The organism is Flavobacterium sp., from assembly GCF_027531705.1.
In the GTDB taxonomy this organism is placed as follows: domain Bacteria; phylum Bacteroidota; class Bacteroidia; order Flavobacteriales; family Flavobacteriaceae; genus Flavobacterium.
The window spans coordinates 39,110-55,338 of sequence record NZ_JAPZSP010000034.1 but is presented as its reverse complement, the minus strand read 5'-3'; the positions used below and the strand labels follow the sequence as shown (position 1 = coordinate 55,338).

Here is a 16,229-nt window from a genome sequence, read left to right as displayed (position 1 = left end):
ATGAAAATATACATAATCGGAACAGGATTAATCGGCGGTTCAATGGCATTAGACATCAAATCAATTTATGATGATGCCACGATTTTCGGAATTGATGCCAACGAAAAACATCTTGAAGAAGCATTAAATCTCGAAATTATTGACCAAAAAGCAACCGAAAATGATTTAATTAACGCAGATTTAGTAATCGTTGCTGTGCCAGTTGATGTTGCTTTAGTAATTTTGCCAGAGATTTTGAATAAAATTGGAGAACAATCCTTGGTTTTTGATGTTGGTTCAACCAAAAATCCAATTTGTGAAGCAATTGAAAATCATCCAAAAAGAAGAAATTTCATGGCTTGTCATCCAATTGCAGGAACAGAATTTTCAGGACCAAAAGCAGCAATTAAAGGTTTATATGAAGGTAAAACAAACATCATTTGTGAGGTTGAAAAAACGACTTTCAAATTGCAAGAAAAAGCAATGGATTTGTTCAAAAAACTCGGAATGCGTATTCGATATATGGATCCAAAATCGCATGATAAACATATCGCTTATGTTTCGCATTTGTCGCACATAAGTTCGTTCATGCTAGGAAAAACTGTTATTGAAAAAGAAAAAGACGAACAAGATATTTTTGATATGGCAGGTTCCGGATTTGAAAGTACGGTTCGTTTAGCCAAAAGTTCACCAGCCATGTGGACACCAATTTTTAAACAAAATAAAAAACAAGTTATAAAATCGTTAGAAGAATACATTCAGAATTTATCAAACTTCAAGAAATTATTAGAAAATGATAACTACGAAGAAGTTTACAACGAAATGCAAAACACGAATAGAATTAAAGAAATATTAAAATAAATGTATACTGTATAATTGTATACTGTATAATGTAAAACTGTAAAGTTAAAATATATATTGTATATCGTTTTATGTAGTTATATTATACATCAATACATTATACATCAATACATTATACATCAGTACATTATACATCAATACATTATACAATATACAATCAAAAATGGAAAACAAAAAAGAAATGAGAACGTGGTTAGATGATTTTAAATTAGATCATCCGCTAGTAATTGCTGGACCTTGTAGTGCAGAAACAGAAGATCAAGTACTTAAAATTGCTCATGAATTAAAAAATTCTGATGTTTCAATTTATAGAGCTGGAATTTGGAAACCTCGAACACGTCCAGGCGGATTTGAAGGTGTTGGTGAAATTGGATTAAAATGGTTGCAAAAGGCAAAAGCAGAAACTGGATTATTGATGGCAACTGAAGTAGCTACTGCTGCTCACGTAAAATTGGCATTAGAGCATGATATTGATGTTTTGTGGATTGGTGCACGAACTACTGTAAATCCATTTGCAGTGCAAGAAATTGCTGATGCTTTGCAAAATACAGAGAAAATTGTATTGGTGAAAAATCCAGTAAATCCTGATTTAGCTTTGTGGATTGGCGGTGTTGAGCGTTTGTATAATGCAGGAATTAAAAAATTGGGCATTATTCATAGAGGATTTTCAACTTATGAAAAAACAAAATATAGAAATAATCCTGAATGGCAAATAGCTATTGATTTTCAACATAAATTTCCGGATTTACCATTGATTATTGATCCTTCGCACATTACGGGAAATCGTGATATGATTTTTCAAGTAACCCAAGAAGCTTTGGATTTGAATTATGACGGAATGATAATCGAAACTCATATTGATCCAGACAATGCTTGGAGTGATGCAGCTCAGCAAATTACACCTGATCGTTTAAAACAAATATTCATTGATTTAACCATAAGAAAAGAAACCGATGACGCCGATGATTATCAACAGAGATTAAACAAACTTCGCGAAAAAATTGATGAATTTGATTCCAAATTATTGGATGTAATTGGAAAAAGAATGCAAGTTGCAGAAGATATCGGAGCATTAAAAAAAGAGAAAAATGTAGCGGTTTTGCAAAACAAACGTTGGAATGAAGTGTTAGATAAAATGGTTGCCGATGGTTGTCAAAAAGGATTGAGTGAAGAATTCATCATTCAGTTTTTTAAAGCCATTCATCAAGAAAGTATCAATCATCAAGAGAAAATATTTAATTCTTAAGATTTTTGAATGCTGATTAACGATTTTTGATTTTTGATTTGTTTACTTTTGCATAAATCTGAATTCAAAATTCGTTAATCTTCAATCGTTAATGACAGGACTAGTTTATAAATCTACTGGAAGTTGGTACACCGTAAAATCTGAACAAGGAGATTTTATGGAATGTCGTATCAAAGGAAAATTCCGAATTAAAGGAATAAAAAGCACCAATCCAATTGCGGTTGGCGATGTTGTTGATTATGATTTAGATGAAACTTCAGATGTTGTTACTGGAACAATTACCAACATTCACGAAAGAAAAAACTACATTGTTAGAAAATCGGTAAATTTGTCGCATCAAATGCACATTATTGCTTCCAATTTGGATTATGTTTTTCTTTTAATTACAGTAAATAATCCGCCAACGACATTTAATTTTATTGACAGGTTTTTGGTTACCGCCGAAGCTTATGGTATCGAAACCATTTTGGTTTTTAATAAAATTGATACTTTAGACGAAACAACATTAGATGAGCAATTGTATATGCAACATGTTTACCAAGAAATTGGATATAAATGCTTGCGTGTTTCTGCTAAAGAAAGCAAAGGTATTGAAGAATTAAAAGAAATAATGACTGGAAAAACTACGATGTTTTCGGGTCATTCGGGCGTAGGAAAATCAACTTTGGTAAATGCTTTAGAACCAAGTTTGCATCTAAAAACTAAAACTATTTCAGAGCAAAGTATGCAAGGTCAACACACCACAACTTTTGCCGAAATGTATGATTTGTCTTTTGGAGCAAAAATTATCGACACGCCAGGAATTAAAGGTTTCGGAATTGTTGACATGGAAAAAGAAGAAATCAGCGGTTATTTCCCTGAATTTTTCAAATTGAAAGATAAATGCAAATTCAATAATTGCCTTCACAAAGAAGAACCCAAATGCGCTATAAAAGAAGCTTTAGAAAAAGATGAAATTTCGTGGACACGCTACAACAGTTATCTAAAAATTCTAGAAGGCGATGACGAACATTACCGCACCGATATTTATAATGATGATAGAATTGCAAGTGATGAAACGAGGAACAAGTAAACAGTTTTCAGTCGCAGTTTTCAGTTCGCCTAGTTTGTCATTCCGTAGGAATCTCATAAAGAATAACGCATTGTAAACCAATTAATATGAAAGCAGTTATACAACGTGTATCAAAAGCATCTGTTGAAATAAATAATAACATCGTTGCAACTATTAATTCTGGTATACTAATTTTAATCGGAATAGAAGAAGTAGATTCACAAGAAGATATTGATTGGTTAACATCTAAAATAGCCAATCTTCGCATTTTTGGTGATGAAAATGATGTTATGAATTTATCACTAAAAGATATTGATGGTGATGTTATTGTTGTGAGTCAATTTACTCTTCATGCGCTAACCAAAAAAGGAAATCGACCATCTTATATAAAAGCGGCAAAACCTGATATTGCTATTCCACTTTACGAAAATTTCATCACTCAAATGGAATTGGAAATCGGGAAAAAAGTACAAACTGGACAGTTTGGAGCCGACATGAAAGTCTCACTAATTAATGAAGGACCAGTTACTATAATTATTGATACAAAAAATAAAGAGTAATTTATTGTTCATGTAAGAAAATTTTATATTTTTGAATATAAGTTTTTTGTATGAAAGCACTCGTTTATATTTTCTCAATTTTTTTCTTTTCAAGCTCACTATTTGGTCAAAAGTTCGATTATTCAATTACCAAAATACCTGATAGTTTAAAGCAAAATGCAGACGCCGTTGTTCGTCTCAACCAAATTGATATTGCTATAAAATCGCAAAGAGAAATGTATATCCATAAGCAACATATTGTAACTGTTTTTAACAAAGCAGGACTTTCTTCAATAGATGCTGTTGAATATTATAGCAAAAATTTATCTGTAAACGAAATTGGCGCAACTGTTTTTAATTCATTTGGAATTGAAATTAAAAAAATAAAAAGAAAAGATTTTAGAGAACAAGCCATACTTGATGGTATCACTCTTTTTTCTGACAATAGAGTAATTTATCTAGACTATACTCCTACCGAATATCCATTTACGATTATTTACGAAAGTGAAATTGAAACATCCAGCACAGCATTTATTCCAAGCTGGATGCCTGTTACTGACTATTATTTGGGTATTGAAAAATCAATTTTGAATGTAACTTATCCGAATGATTTGGGTTTTAAATCAAAAGAAATGAACTTTGAAAATTTCAAAACGATTGAAAAAAATCAAAGTTCAAACAAATTATCCTATTCTATAAGCAATGTTGTTGCGCAAAAAAAGGAAGATTATAGTCCCATTTTTTCTGAAGTGTTTCCTAAAGTTTTCTTAGGATTAGAATCATTCCATCTTGAAGGCGTTGATGGAACTGCAAAATCTTGGGAACAATTTGGAAAGTGGTATTATGAGAAAATACTATCGGGCACTATTGAGCTTCCAGAAGAAACAAAAATAAAAATAAAAGCACTTGTTGGAAACGAAACTGACCCAATAAAAAAAGCAAAAATAATTTATCAATATGTACAAGACAAATCAAGATATGTCAGTATTCAAGTTGGAATTGGAGGCTGGAAACCAATGTATGCAAAAGATGTTGATCGTTTGGGTTATGGAGATTGTAAAGCCTTAAGTAATTACACAAAAGCATTGCTTGATGTTGTGAATGTTCCTTCTTACAACACTATTTTATATGGTGACAGAAGCAAACGAGATATTCAATCAGACTTTGTTTCTATGCAAGGAAATCACATGATTTTATGCATTCCTGATAAAGAAAAAAATGTGTTTTTAGAATGTACAAGTCAGACTGATCCTTTTGGCTACCAAGGTATTTTTACTGACGATAGAGATGTTTTGATTATAAAACCTGAAGGTGGCGAAATTGTGCATACGACCATTTATGAAGATGAAAAAAACATTCAAAAAAGTATTGGAAATTACGCTATATCAGATACTGGAAGCCTTGTTGGTGCTGTTGCTATTGAAACATACGGAACACAATATGCAGAAAAAGTTAGAATTGAAACTCTATTACCAACTGAAAAAGAAGCAAAACTTAAAGAATACTGGGATAACATTGCCAATTTAAAGCTCATTAAAACAGAATTTACAAACAATAAAGAAAAAATTTCTTTTACCGAAAAAATTGACCTATCAGCCGAAAATTATGCTAAGCCATCTGCCAATAACTTAATTTTTGTTGTTAATGCTTTTAATCAATATCAATCAAATTTAAAAAGAATTAGAAACAGAAAAACACCTTTTCAAATTCAAAGAGGATTTGCTGACACTGATGAGACAACTATCACATTGCCTACTGAATATACAGTAGAATCAATTCCACAGAATTATGAACTCAAAAGTAAATTTGGCGAATATAAAACTGAAATTGTAAAACAAAACGAAACTAATTTACTCTATAAGAGAACACTTTTTATCAAAAAAGGAATTTATTCTAAAACCGAATATGAGGATTATCGTCTTTTTATGGACCAAATTGCTCGTAACGATAACGCAAAAATTGTATTACTCAAAAAATAATAATCATGAACTTTAAAAAACAATTATTTCTTCTTGTTAGCATTTTATTCATAACAAATTCAAATGCTCAAAAATTAGAATTAGGGAAAGTAACTATTGCTGAACTTGAAGAAAAACAGCATCCAACAGAACCTGAAGCTCCAGCTGCAATACTATTTGAAAAAGGCAAAGTAACTTTTGAATATTCTCAGAACGAAGGATTTGTTATGATTACAACTGTTCAAGCTAAAATAAAAATTTACAAAAAAGAAGGATACGAATGGGCTAATAAAGTAGTTAGATATTATATTCCTTCAAATATGAGAGAAACTATAAGCTTTGATGATGCAATAACTTATAATTTAGTAGCAGGGAAAATTGAAAAAACAAAACTTAAAAGTGATGGTGAGTTTGATGAAAAAATAAATAAATATTGGTCACAGAAAAAAATCTCAATGCCTAATGTAAAAGAAGGTTCTATTATTGAATATGAATACACTATCAAATCTCCAAATACAAATATAGTAACGATGAAAGATTGGAGTTTTCAAACTTCAATTCCCGTAAATTACTCAGAGTTCAAAACCTACATTCCTGAATATTATGTTTATAAACCTAATCAAAAAGGGTTTGTTTTTCCAAAAACAACAGTTGAAAAAAAGACTTCTTCAATAACAATAAACAGCAAAGAAAGATCTAGTGATGGTTTTGCTGGATTAAAAACAACTTTTAGCTCTGATAAAATTGATTATGAAGAAACACAAACAACATATATTTCTCAAAATCTTCCATCAATGAAAGATGAAGCTTTTGTTAATAATATTGATAATTATACGTCTAGTATTTCACATGAGTTAACTATGACTCGCTATCCAAATCAACCCTATAAAACTTACTCTACCGACTGGGAAACTGTTACCAAAAAGATATACGAAGATGACGATTTTGGCGGTGAATTAAACAAAACTGGCTATTTTGAAGAAGACATAAACACTATAATTTCAGGTTTAACTACTCGAGATGAAAAAATAGCCACTATCTTTTCATTTGTAAAATCGAAAGTAAAATGGAATGACTACACAAGTTACTACTGCAATGATGGTGTAAAAAAAGCGTACAAAGACAATGTTGGAAATGTTGCCGAAATAAACCTAATGCTAACTGCTATGTTGCGTTATGCAGGAATTGATGCCAACCCTGTTTTATTAAGTACTCGAGATAACGGAATTGCTTTGTTTCCTAACAGAACTGCTTTCAATTATGTTATCGCAGCTATTGAAATTGAAGAAGGCTTAATTTTACTTGATGCAACTGATAGATATTCGGTGCCAAATGTTTTACCAACTCGAGATTTAAACTGGTTTGGAAGATTAATCCGTAAAGATGGAACTTCAACTCAAGTGAATTTAACGCCAACAAATATTTCAACTGAAATAAACAATTTACAAGTAACATTAGACAACAAAGGCGGGATTAGTGGAAAAATAAGAACACAATATGCTGGACATAATGCTTTGAGCTTTCGCCAAGAAAAAATAAACATTAATAAAGAAACTTATCTTGAAAAACTAGAAAGTGACAAAGGCTCTATAGAAATCTCTGATTATGTTAGAGACAATGATTTAGACATATCAAAACCTATTATTGAAACATATTCGTTTAAAGACACTAATGCTTTTGAAATTATTAATGACAAAATTTATGTTTCACCTTTGTTCTTTTTATCTGTTAATGAAAATCCATTCAAACAAGAAACACGTGAATATCCTGTAGATTTTGGATTTCCTTTTGAAGATTCTTATAATGTAAATATAGAAATTCCTGAAGGTTATACAATTGAAACATTACCTGCTCAAGCTAAATTTGTAACCGACGAAAATTTGGCGATTTTCAAATATTTAATTTCTAATACTGGAAATAAAATTCAAATGAAAATCACTACAACAATAAATGCAGCAATAGTTTCTTCTGAATTTTACCCAACACTGAAAGATTTTTTCCAAAAAATGATTGACAAACAAAACGAAAAAATTGTTTTAAAGAAATTATAATTTAAATGAAACTTTACAAAGTATCACTTACTCTTTTCTTACTACTTTCAACTTCTGTTTTTTCTCAAAAATATGAATTGGGAAAAGTTTCTATTGCAGAACTTCAAGAAAAACAACATCCAATCGATACTAGTGCTGTAGCAGCAATTTTGTTTGAAATCGGAAAAACTTATTTTGAAGACGCAACAACAATTACAAAAGTGACTACACGAATTAAAATATACAAAAAAGAAGGCTACGAATGGGCAAATACTGAGGTCCCCTATTTTTTAGGAGAAAATGTTTACTTTTCAGATGCATTTACTTACAACTTGGTTGATGGTAAAATTGAAAAAACAAAACTTAAAAGTAACGGTGAATTTGATGAAAAGATCAACAAATATAGATCTCGAAAAAAAATTGCAATGCCTAATATAAAAGAAGGATCAATAATTGAATATGAATATCAAAGTAGAACACCAGGTTACAATACACCTAGAGATTGGTATTTTCAAACTAATATTCCAGTAAATTATTCAGAGTATAATTTTTTGATTCCCAACGCGTTGGTTTTCAATAAACAAATAAAAGGGTATTATTTTCCAAAAATTTCAACTGAAGGTAAATATAACGATGATACTTTAACAAAGTATATCCTGAAAAATATTCCTGCAATGAATGAAGAGCCTTTTGTTAATAATATAAATAACTATAAAGCTAGTGTTTCTTTTGAATTGGCAATGATTAATATTCCTGGCAGATTTTACAAAGAATACACAACAAACTGGGAAGCTGTTACTGAAAAAATATATCTAAATGATGATTTTGGAGGCGAATTAAAAAAAATTGGCTATTTTGAAGAAGACATAAATACTTTAATTTCAGGAATAACTACTCGTGATGAAAAAATAGCTGCTATCTTTTCATTTGTAAAATCTAAAGTAAAATGGAATAATTTTACAAGCTATTATTGCAATGATGGTGTAAAAAAAGCTTATAAAGACAATATCGGAAATGTTGCAGAAATAAACCTGATGCTAACCGCTATGTTGCGTTATGCTGGAGTTGATGCCAACCCTGTTTTATTAAGTACTCGATCTAACGGAATTGCTTTTTTTCCTAACAGAACTGCTTTTAATTATGTAATTTCCGCTATTGAAATTGAAGATGGATTAATTTTGCTAGATGCAACTGAACCATATTCAACACCAAATATTTTGCCGACAAGAGATCTAAACTGGTTTGGACGATTAATACGAAAAGACGGAACTTCAACAGAAGTCAACTTAACACCTACAAACCTTTCAACTGAAATAAATAATTTACAAGTAACATTAGATGACAAAGGCGGAATAAATGGAAAAATAAGAACACAATTTAATGGACACAATGCCTTGAACTTTCGCCAAGAAAACATAAATATAGATAAAGAGACATATCTCGAAAAATTAGAAGACAAAAATGATGCATTAGAAATTTCAGATTATATTAGAGATAATGAATTAGATTTGTTTAAACCACTAGTTGAAACTTATTCGTTTAAAGACACTAACGCTTTTGAAGTTATAAATGATAAACTATATATTTCACCATTGTTCTTTCTATCTGTTAATGAAAATCCTTTCAAGCAAGAAAAAAGAGAATATCCAGTAGACTTTGGCTTCCCATTTGAAAAATCTTATAATATAAATATTGAAATACCAGAAGGTTACAAAGTTGAAACATTGCCTTTTCAATCCAAATTTATAACAGAGGAAGACATAGGTGCTTTTAAATATTTAATTGAAGATTCAGGAAATAAAATTCAATTGAGAATTACATACTCAATAAACGCAGCAATTGTTTCTTCTGAATTTTATCCAACTCTTAAAGATTTTTTCCAGAAAATGATTGACAAACAAAACGAAAAAATTGTTTTAAAGAAATTATAATATAAATGAAACTTTACAAAGCATTACTAACCCTTTTCTTACTACTTTCAACTTCTGTTTTTTCTCAAAAATATGAATTGGGAAAAGTGACTTTAGAAGAATTAAAAGAAAAGCAACATCCGAAAGACACAACTGCTGTTGCTACAATTTTATACAAAAAAGGGTATTCACATTTCAGGTATGAAAATAAAAAAGGATTTAGTGCTATTCATGAAATTGAATTTAGAATAAAAATATACAAAATAGAAGGTTTAAATTGGGCAAATTTTCAAGTTCCTTATTATGTTGGTTATGAAAATTTGGAAGATGAAACAGTAAAATTTTCAAATGCTGTAACCTACAATATTGAAAATGGAGCAATTGTTAAAACTAAACTGAATAACGAAGGAAGCTTCAAAAAAAATGTAAATGAATACTGGAACGAAGCAAGTATAACAATGCCCAATGTAAAAGTTGGTTCTATCATTGAATTCAAATATATTTTGAAATCTGAAAATATAGTAAAGTTTCCTGTGTTTGATTTTCAATATGATATTCCCGTGAATTTTTGTGAATATAAAACAGAAATTCCTGAATTTTTTATTTACAGACCAATATCTGTAGGCTTCTTCAAATTTGAATCAGACACCAAAATTGGAAATGGTTATCAAAATTTTACCAACGAAAACAATCAAACTGTAAATGTAAGCTATCAGCAAATTAATAGCCTTTACAATGCAAAAGATATTCCTGCGCTTTTAGAAGAAGAATATGTTGATAATATTGATAATTATAAAAGTGCTTTGCATCACGAATTAGAAAAAACACGTTTCCCTGATGTTCCCGTAAAACTGTATTCTCAAACTTGGGATGATGTCGCCAAAGACATTTATAAAAATAAAGAATTCGGTGACGAACTAAAAGATAAATCATTCTTTGACAGCGATTTGAGATTGATAATAAAAAACGATACAACTCAAATTCAAAAAGCCAATACAATCTTTAAGTTTGTTCAAAACAAAATGAATTGGGATAAAAAATATGGCTATTTAACCAACAAAAAACTCCCAAATGCCTACATAGAAAAAACAGGAAATGTTGCCGAAATTAATTTACTGTTGCTATCAATGCTCAATTATGCTGGAATCACAGCTTTTCCAGTATTGTTAAGCACAGTCGATCACGGAATTCCCGTTTTTCCAAATAGAACCGTATTTAATTATTTAATTGTTGCTGTCGATATTGATAATAAAAGAACATTGATGGATGCAACTGATAAAAATACAACTTTAAATATTTTACCCTTCCGAGATCTAAATTGGACTGGAAGATTAATAAGAAATGATGGTTCTTCTGAAGAAATAAATCTTGTTCCAGAATTTTTATCCAAAGAAAACACCAATATGATTGTTACTATTGATGGCAATGAAGATTTATCAGGCAAAGTTCGTACTCAAAGAACCGATTATGAAGCCTACAATTTTAGAAAAAATTACAAAGGAATAAACAATCAAACTTATATTGAAAAACTTGAAAACGATCACAACGACATTTCAATAACAGATTATAGTATCGAAAATGAAGCAACTGATTTGACCAAACCAATTGTAGAAACGTATAGCTTTATATCCAAAAATCATATCGAAAAAATAAGCGATAAACTTTATATCAATCCGCTTTTGTTTTTTGAAATTGGCAAAAATCCTTTCACACAAGAAAAAAGACAACTACCAATTTATTACAGATATCCAAGTCAAAAAAGATTTGTTATTGGTATGGAAATCCCGCAAGGCTATACAATTGAATCTTTGCCAAAATCAATTACAATCAAAACTCCCAATGGCGAGATGATGTTTACTTACAAATCAAATAATTCAGAAAATAAAATTCAACTTTCTGTAATAACCGAAATTAATTCTGCCCTAATTCACCAAGATTATTATGATGGAATAAAAGATTTCTACAAACAAATGATTGAAAAACAAAACGAAAAAATTGTTTTAAAGAGATTATAAATTTAGGTTGCTTTCCCCATCTCTTTTTTAATGAATTAGAACAGTATTGAACAACCAAAGAAAACAGTTTTCAATACTTTTCTATTTTTTACAAATAACCCAAAGCTTTACACTTTTTACAAAAATTCCAAACGATTGACCTTTCTCAATTCACATTTATTTATATTTGTTCTATTCATAATTTACAAATAAAGACATGAACCTAAAAAACTCTCAACTAGAAGTTGACAACTGGATAAAAAATCACGGTGTTCGTTATTTTAATGAACTAACTAATATGGCACAACTTACAGAAGAAGTTGGCGAAGTGGCAAGAATCATTGCACGTCGTTACGGAGAACAATCTGAAAAACAAAGCGATAAAAACAAAGATTTAGGCGAAGAATTGGCCGATGTAGTTTTTGTAGTTTTGTGCCTAGCCAACCAAACAGGAATTGACCTGCAAGCCGCTTTTGATAAAAAAATGGATTTGAAAACAAATCGTGATCATGATAGACATCATAATAATGAGAAATTGAAATAGTTAGTGGTTTTCAGTCTCAGTATTCAGCTAAATCAAAAAAAGTGAATTTACTTCTAAAACATATTTCAAAACTCGAAACTCGAAACTCGAAACTTTCAATCACAGGTTCCAAGTCAGAAACCAACCGATTGTTATTGTTGCAGGCTTTATATCCTAATATTATTCTAGGAAATACCTCCAATTCAGATGATTCTGATGTGATGTCCAAAGCACTAGAAAACTCGCAACCCGAAACTCGCAACCCGAAACTAATAGACGTTCACCACGCAGGAACAGCCATTCGTTTTCTAACCGCTTTTTTTGCCATTCAAGAAGGAAAAGAAGTTGTTCTAACTGGTTCATCTCGAATGAAAGAACGTCCAATTAAGATTTTGGTGGAAGCATTACAACAACTTGGTGCCGAAATTAATTATGAAGAAAAAGAGGGTTTTCCGCCTATAAAAATCAAAGGGAAGAAATTAACGCAAAACAAAGTTTCACTTCCAGCAAATGTTAGTAGTCAATATATTTCAGCACTTTTATTAATTGCTCCAAAACTTGAAAATGGATTAGAACTAACGCTTGACGGCGAAATAACTTCTATTCCTTACATCAAAATGACTTTGGCATTACTAAATGAAATTGGCGTAGAAACATCTTTTACAAATAACATAATTTCAGTACAATCTACAACCTATAACCTACAACCTACAACCCTAACTATAGAATCAGATTGGTCATCAGTATCTTATTGGTTTTCAATAGTTGCTTTATCCAAAATTGGAACAGAAATCACATTATCAAGCTATAAGCAAAACAGTTTACAAGGCGATTCCATTTTGCCAGAAATTTATAAAGATTTCGGAGTTGAAACTATTTTCAATAAAGATAATTCAATTACAATATCAAAATTTACAACCCACAACCTAAAACCTAAAACCTACAACCTAAACAACTGTCCAGACATAGCCCAAACAATTGCAGTTACGTGTTCCGGATTAGGAATTGCTTGCCATTTAACAGGTTTACACACATTGAAAATAAAAGAAACCGACCGTTTAGAAGCCCTAAAAACAGAACTTTCCAAACTTGGAGCAAATATTTCGGTTACAAACGATAGTTTAACATTAGAATCATCTTCAAAAATTCTTGAAAACAAAACAATAAAAACCTATCAAGATCACCGAATGGCAATGGCATTTGCACCATTAGCTCTTAAAACTTCATTAATTATAGAAGATGCCGAAGTAGTTTCTAAATCGTATCCAACTTTTTGGGAAGATTTGAAAAAGGTTGGATTTAAGATTTCAGATATATAAATTGTTTACTATTTCAGTAAACTTTTAAACTCTTAAACCTCTAAACTCATAAACTTTTCAAAATAAACATCAAAACACTTGACAACGCCTATTTCACAATCGTATATTTGCACACTTGTTTGAGAGTTAGAAATTTCTTTTAAACTTTAAACCTTTAAACTCTTTTTAATGAAATTATCGCACTTCAATTTTAATTTACCAAAAGAACTTCTTGCCGAATTTCCAGCTGAAAACAGAGACGAATCTCGTTTAATGGTTATCAACCGTGAAAAGAAAACCATCGAACACAAATTGTTTAAAGACTTAATCAATTATTTCGATAACGAAGATGTTCTTATTCTTAACAACACCAAAGTTTTCCCTGCAAGAATGTATGGTAACAAAGAAAAAACTGGTGCAAGAATTGAAGTCTTCTTGTTAAGAGAACTAAACGCAGAACAACGTTTATGGGATGTTTTAGTTGATCCAGCTCGTAAAATCAGAATTGGTAACAAACTTTATTTTGGCGATGACGATTCATTAGTAGCCGAAGTAATCGACAATACCACATCTCGCGGTAGAACTTTACGCTTCTTATACGACGGTTCTTATGAAGAATTCAGATACAAACTTACAGAACTTGGTGAAACTCCAATTCCAAAATATATAACACGTGAGGTAAACGAAGACGATGCCGACCGTTACCAAACAATCTACGCCAAAGAAGAAGGTGCTGTTGCTGCTCCAACTGCTGGTTTACACTTTTCTAGACATTTACTAAAAAGATTAGAAATAAAAGGTGTAAAATTTGCCGAAGTAACTCTTCACGTAGGTTTAGGAACATTCAATCCAGTTGAAGTAGAAGATTTGTCTAAACACAAAATGGATTCTGAAGAACTAAAAATCACACAAGAAGCTTGCGATATTGTAAACGAAGCAAAAATCAAAAAGAAAAGAATTTGCGCTGTTGGTACAACCTCTATGCGTGCTATTGAAAGTTCTGTTTCTTCTGCAAGAACACTTAATACTTACGATGGCTGGACAAATAAATTTATTTTTCCTCCGCACGATTTCAGTATTGCTAATTGTATGATAACCAATTTTCACACACCAAAATCAACATTATTAATGATGATTTCTGCTTTCTGTGGACACGATTTAATGAAAAAAGCATACGAAGAAGCTATCAAAGAAGGATACAAATTCTATTCTTACGGAGACGCAATGTTGATACTATAATTTTGTCACATTGAGCGCAGTCGAAGTGCTCATTACTATAAGAATCTCATCAGAAATGGTGAGATTTTTTTTTGAGCGAATGTTTCAGGCATTTCTATAAACCATTTTCCTGCTTTACGCTCTACATGGTGCCGCTCCAATCAGGGCTAGACAGTTGTCGTCTTACACAAAATCATTTTTTCAAAACATCTTTTTTTCTTTATATTTACAAAATATTCAGTACAGACAAGGCACCGCCTTGTCTCTATCGTAATTTCAAACAAATCACACAATGACATTTCAAAACACACTTGAATTCGCAAAACAACTTGACACACAAGACGAATTAAAAAAATATAGACAACAATTCATTTTCCCACAACACAACGGAAAAGATGTAATCTACTTCACAGGAAATTCACTTGGTTTACAACCAAAATCTGCCAAAACCTACGTTGATGAAGTAATGAACGATTGGGCAAATCTAGCGGTCGAAGGTCACTTTTATGCCGATAAACCTTGGTGGGATTATCAAGAACGTTTTGCAGAACCATTAAGCAAAATTGTCGGGGCAAAACCTTCAGAAGTTGCCGTAATGAACACATTAACAATCAATTTACACTTGCTAATGGTTTCGTTTTATCGTCCAACCAAAACGCGTTACAAAATCATTTGCGAAGAAAAAGCATTTCCGTCAGATCAATATATGTTTCAATCGCAAGTCAATCATCACGGATTTGACCCAAAAGAAGCAATAGTCGAAATCAAAAGACGTGAAGGCGAACACAACATTAGACTAGAAGATATTTTAGCCAAAATTGAAGAAGTCGGCGATGAATTGGCTTTAGTATTATTTGGAGGTGTAAACTATTACACTGGACAAGTTTTTGACATGAAAACCATCACCGAAGCTGGGCATAAAGTTGGTGCAAACGTTGGTTTTGACCTAGCTCACGCAGCTGGAAATATAAAATTAGAACTCCACGATTGGAATATAGATTTTGCTGCTTGGTGTTCGTATAAATATATGAATTCAGGACCAGGAAATGCTTCGGGTTGTTTTGTTCACGAAAAACACCATCATTCCAACTTACCAAGATTCGCTGGTTGGTGGGGACATAACAAAGAAAGACGTTTCAAAATGGAACCCACTTTCGATCCAGTTCATGGCGCTGATGGATGGCAAGTTTCTAATTTACCAATTCTTTCTTTAGCACCATATTTAGCATCAGTAGAACTATTTGCCGAAGTTGGAATGGATAAACTAATCGCAAAACGAAATCAAATCACATCTTATTTAGAATTCATTCTTCACGAAATAGACAAAGAAGTAGACAGTACATTTGAAGTAATTACTCCATCAAATCAAGAAGAAAGAGCTTGTCAATTATCTGTTTTTCTTCATGGAGAAGGACGAAGTTTGTTTGACTATTTAATGAGTAATGGTGTCATAACCGATTGGCGCGAACCAAACGTAATTCGTCTTGCTCCAGTTCCGTTATATACATCGTATGAAGATATGTACAACTTTGGACAGATATTAAAACAAGGGATTATAGAAAATAGGTAACTATTTCAAATAAAAAAAAAGGAATCTCGCCACAACTGTAACGAGATTCCTC

The 16,229-nt window shown here is 31.3% G+C and carries 12 protein-coding genes; all 12 read left to right on the top strand.

Going from position 1 to position 16,229, the window contains the following annotated elements; translation table 11 throughout:
- The 12 genes from O9267_RS12590 to kynU all read left to right on the top strand — a co-directional run bounded on the left by O9267_RS12590 (position 1) and on the right by kynU (position 16,177).
- Positions 1-840: a prephenate dehydrogenase gene (locus O9267_RS12590; RefSeq protein WP_298180117.1), complete on the top strand. Its 840-nt coding sequence runs from the start codon at positions 1-3 to the stop codon at positions 838-840.
- Positions 841-1,003: 163 nt separating this feature from the next.
- Positions 1,004-2,086 carry a bifunctional 3-deoxy-7-phosphoheptulonate synthase/chorismate mutase type II gene (locus O9267_RS12585; protein WP_298180115.1) on the top strand — a complete coding sequence of 361 codons (1,083 nt, stop codon included), beginning with the start codon at positions 1,004-1,006 and terminating at the stop codon, positions 2,084-2,086.
- A 91-nt stretch (positions 2,087-2,177) separates the two neighbouring features.
- Entirely contained in the window at positions 2,178-3,158 is a 981-nt protein-coding gene (gene rsgA, locus O9267_RS12580) for a ribosome small subunit-dependent GTPase A (RefSeq protein ID WP_298180113.1), read from the top strand.
- Between the two features lie 86 nt (positions 3,159-3,244).
- A complete protein-coding gene (gene dtd, locus O9267_RS12575; protein WP_298180111.1) occupies positions 3,245-3,697 on the top strand; it encodes a D-aminoacyl-tRNA deacylase in 453 nt (150 codons plus the stop codon).
- Positions 3,698-3,747: 50 nt separating this feature from the next.
- Entirely contained in the window at positions 3,748-5,655 is a 1,908-nt protein-coding gene (locus tag O9267_RS12570; protein WP_298180110.1) for a DUF3857 domain-containing protein, read from the top strand.
- 5 nt (positions 5,656-5,660) lie between these two features.
- A complete protein-coding gene (locus tag O9267_RS12565; RefSeq protein WP_298180108.1) occupies positions 5,661-7,685 on the top strand; it encodes a DUF3857 domain-containing protein in 2,025 nt (674 codons plus the stop codon).
- Positions 7,686-7,690: 5 nt separating this feature from the next.
- Complete coding sequence (locus O9267_RS12560) at positions 7,691-9,595, top strand: DUF3857 domain-containing protein (RefSeq protein WP_298180105.1); 1,905 nt, start codon at positions 7,691-7,693, stop codon at positions 9,593-9,595.
- Between the two features lie 5 nt (positions 9,596-9,600).
- The gene (locus O9267_RS12555; protein WP_298180103.1) at positions 9,601-11,589 is read left to right on the top strand and encodes a DUF3857 domain-containing protein; all 1,989 of its coding nucleotides are present in this window, start codon (positions 9,601-9,603) and stop codon (positions 11,587-11,589) included.
- 196 nt (positions 11,590-11,785) lie between these two features.
- A complete protein-coding gene (locus O9267_RS12550) occupies positions 11,786-12,112 on the top strand; it encodes a nucleotide pyrophosphohydrolase (protein ID WP_298180101.1) in 327 nt (108 codons plus the stop codon).
- Between the two features lie 41 nt (positions 12,113-12,153).
- Positions 12,154-13,410, top strand: coding sequence for a 3-phosphoshikimate 1-carboxyvinyltransferase (gene aroA / locus O9267_RS12545; protein WP_298180099.1), 1,257 nt, complete (start codon positions 12,154-12,156; stop codon positions 13,408-13,410).
- 168 nt (positions 13,411-13,578) lie between these two features.
- Positions 13,579-14,628, top strand: a complete 1,050-nt coding sequence (queA, locus tag O9267_RS12540; protein WP_298180097.1) for a tRNA preQ1(34) S-adenosylmethionine ribosyltransferase-isomerase QueA — start codon at positions 13,579-13,581, stop codon at positions 14,626-14,628.
- A 271-nt stretch (positions 14,629-14,899) separates the two neighbouring features.
- A complete protein-coding gene (gene kynU, locus O9267_RS12535) occupies positions 14,900-16,177 on the top strand; it encodes a kynureninase (RefSeq protein WP_298180095.1) in 1,278 nt (425 codons plus the stop codon).
- The last annotated feature ends 52 nt before the right edge of the window (positions 16,178-16,229 follow it).

Excerpts from the sequence above, each read along its gene's own strand:
- O9267_RS12555 (WP_298180103.1), top strand. The coding sequence starts at position 9,601 with ATGAAACTTTACAAAGCATTACTAACCCTTTTCTTACTACTTTCAACT.
- rsgA (WP_298180113.1), top strand. The coding sequence starts at position 2,178 with ATGACAGGACTAGTTTATAAATCTACTGGAAGTTGGTACACCGTAAAA.
- dtd (WP_298180111.1), top strand. The coding sequence starts at position 3,245 with ATGAAAGCAGTTATACAACGTGTATCAAAAGCATCTGTTGAAATAAAT.
- queA (WP_298180097.1), top strand. The coding sequence starts at position 13,579 with ATGAAATTATCGCACTTCAATTTTAATTTACCAAAAGAACTTCTTGCC.
- O9267_RS12550 (WP_298180101.1), top strand. The coding sequence starts at position 11,786 with ATGAACCTAAAAAACTCTCAACTAGAAGTTGACAACTGGATAAAAAAT.
- O9267_RS12570 (WP_298180110.1), top strand. The coding sequence starts at position 3,748 with ATGAAAGCACTCGTTTATATTTTCTCAATTTTTTTCTTTTCAAGCTCA.
- kynU (WP_298180095.1), top strand. The coding sequence starts at position 14,900 with ATGACATTTCAAAACACACTTGAATTCGCAAAACAACTTGACACACAA.
- O9267_RS12585 (WP_298180115.1), top strand. The coding sequence starts at position 1,004 with ATGGAAAACAAAAAAGAAATGAGAACGTGGTTAGATGATTTTAAATTA.
- O9267_RS12565 (WP_298180108.1), top strand. The coding sequence starts at position 5,661 with ATGAACTTTAAAAAACAATTATTTCTTCTTGTTAGCATTTTATTCATA.
- O9267_RS12560 (WP_298180105.1), top strand. The coding sequence starts at position 7,691 with ATGAAACTTTACAAAGTATCACTTACTCTTTTCTTACTACTTTCAACT.
- O9267_RS12590 (WP_298180117.1), top strand. The coding sequence starts at position 1 with ATGAAAATATACATAATCGGAACAGGATTAATCGGCGGTTCAATGGCA.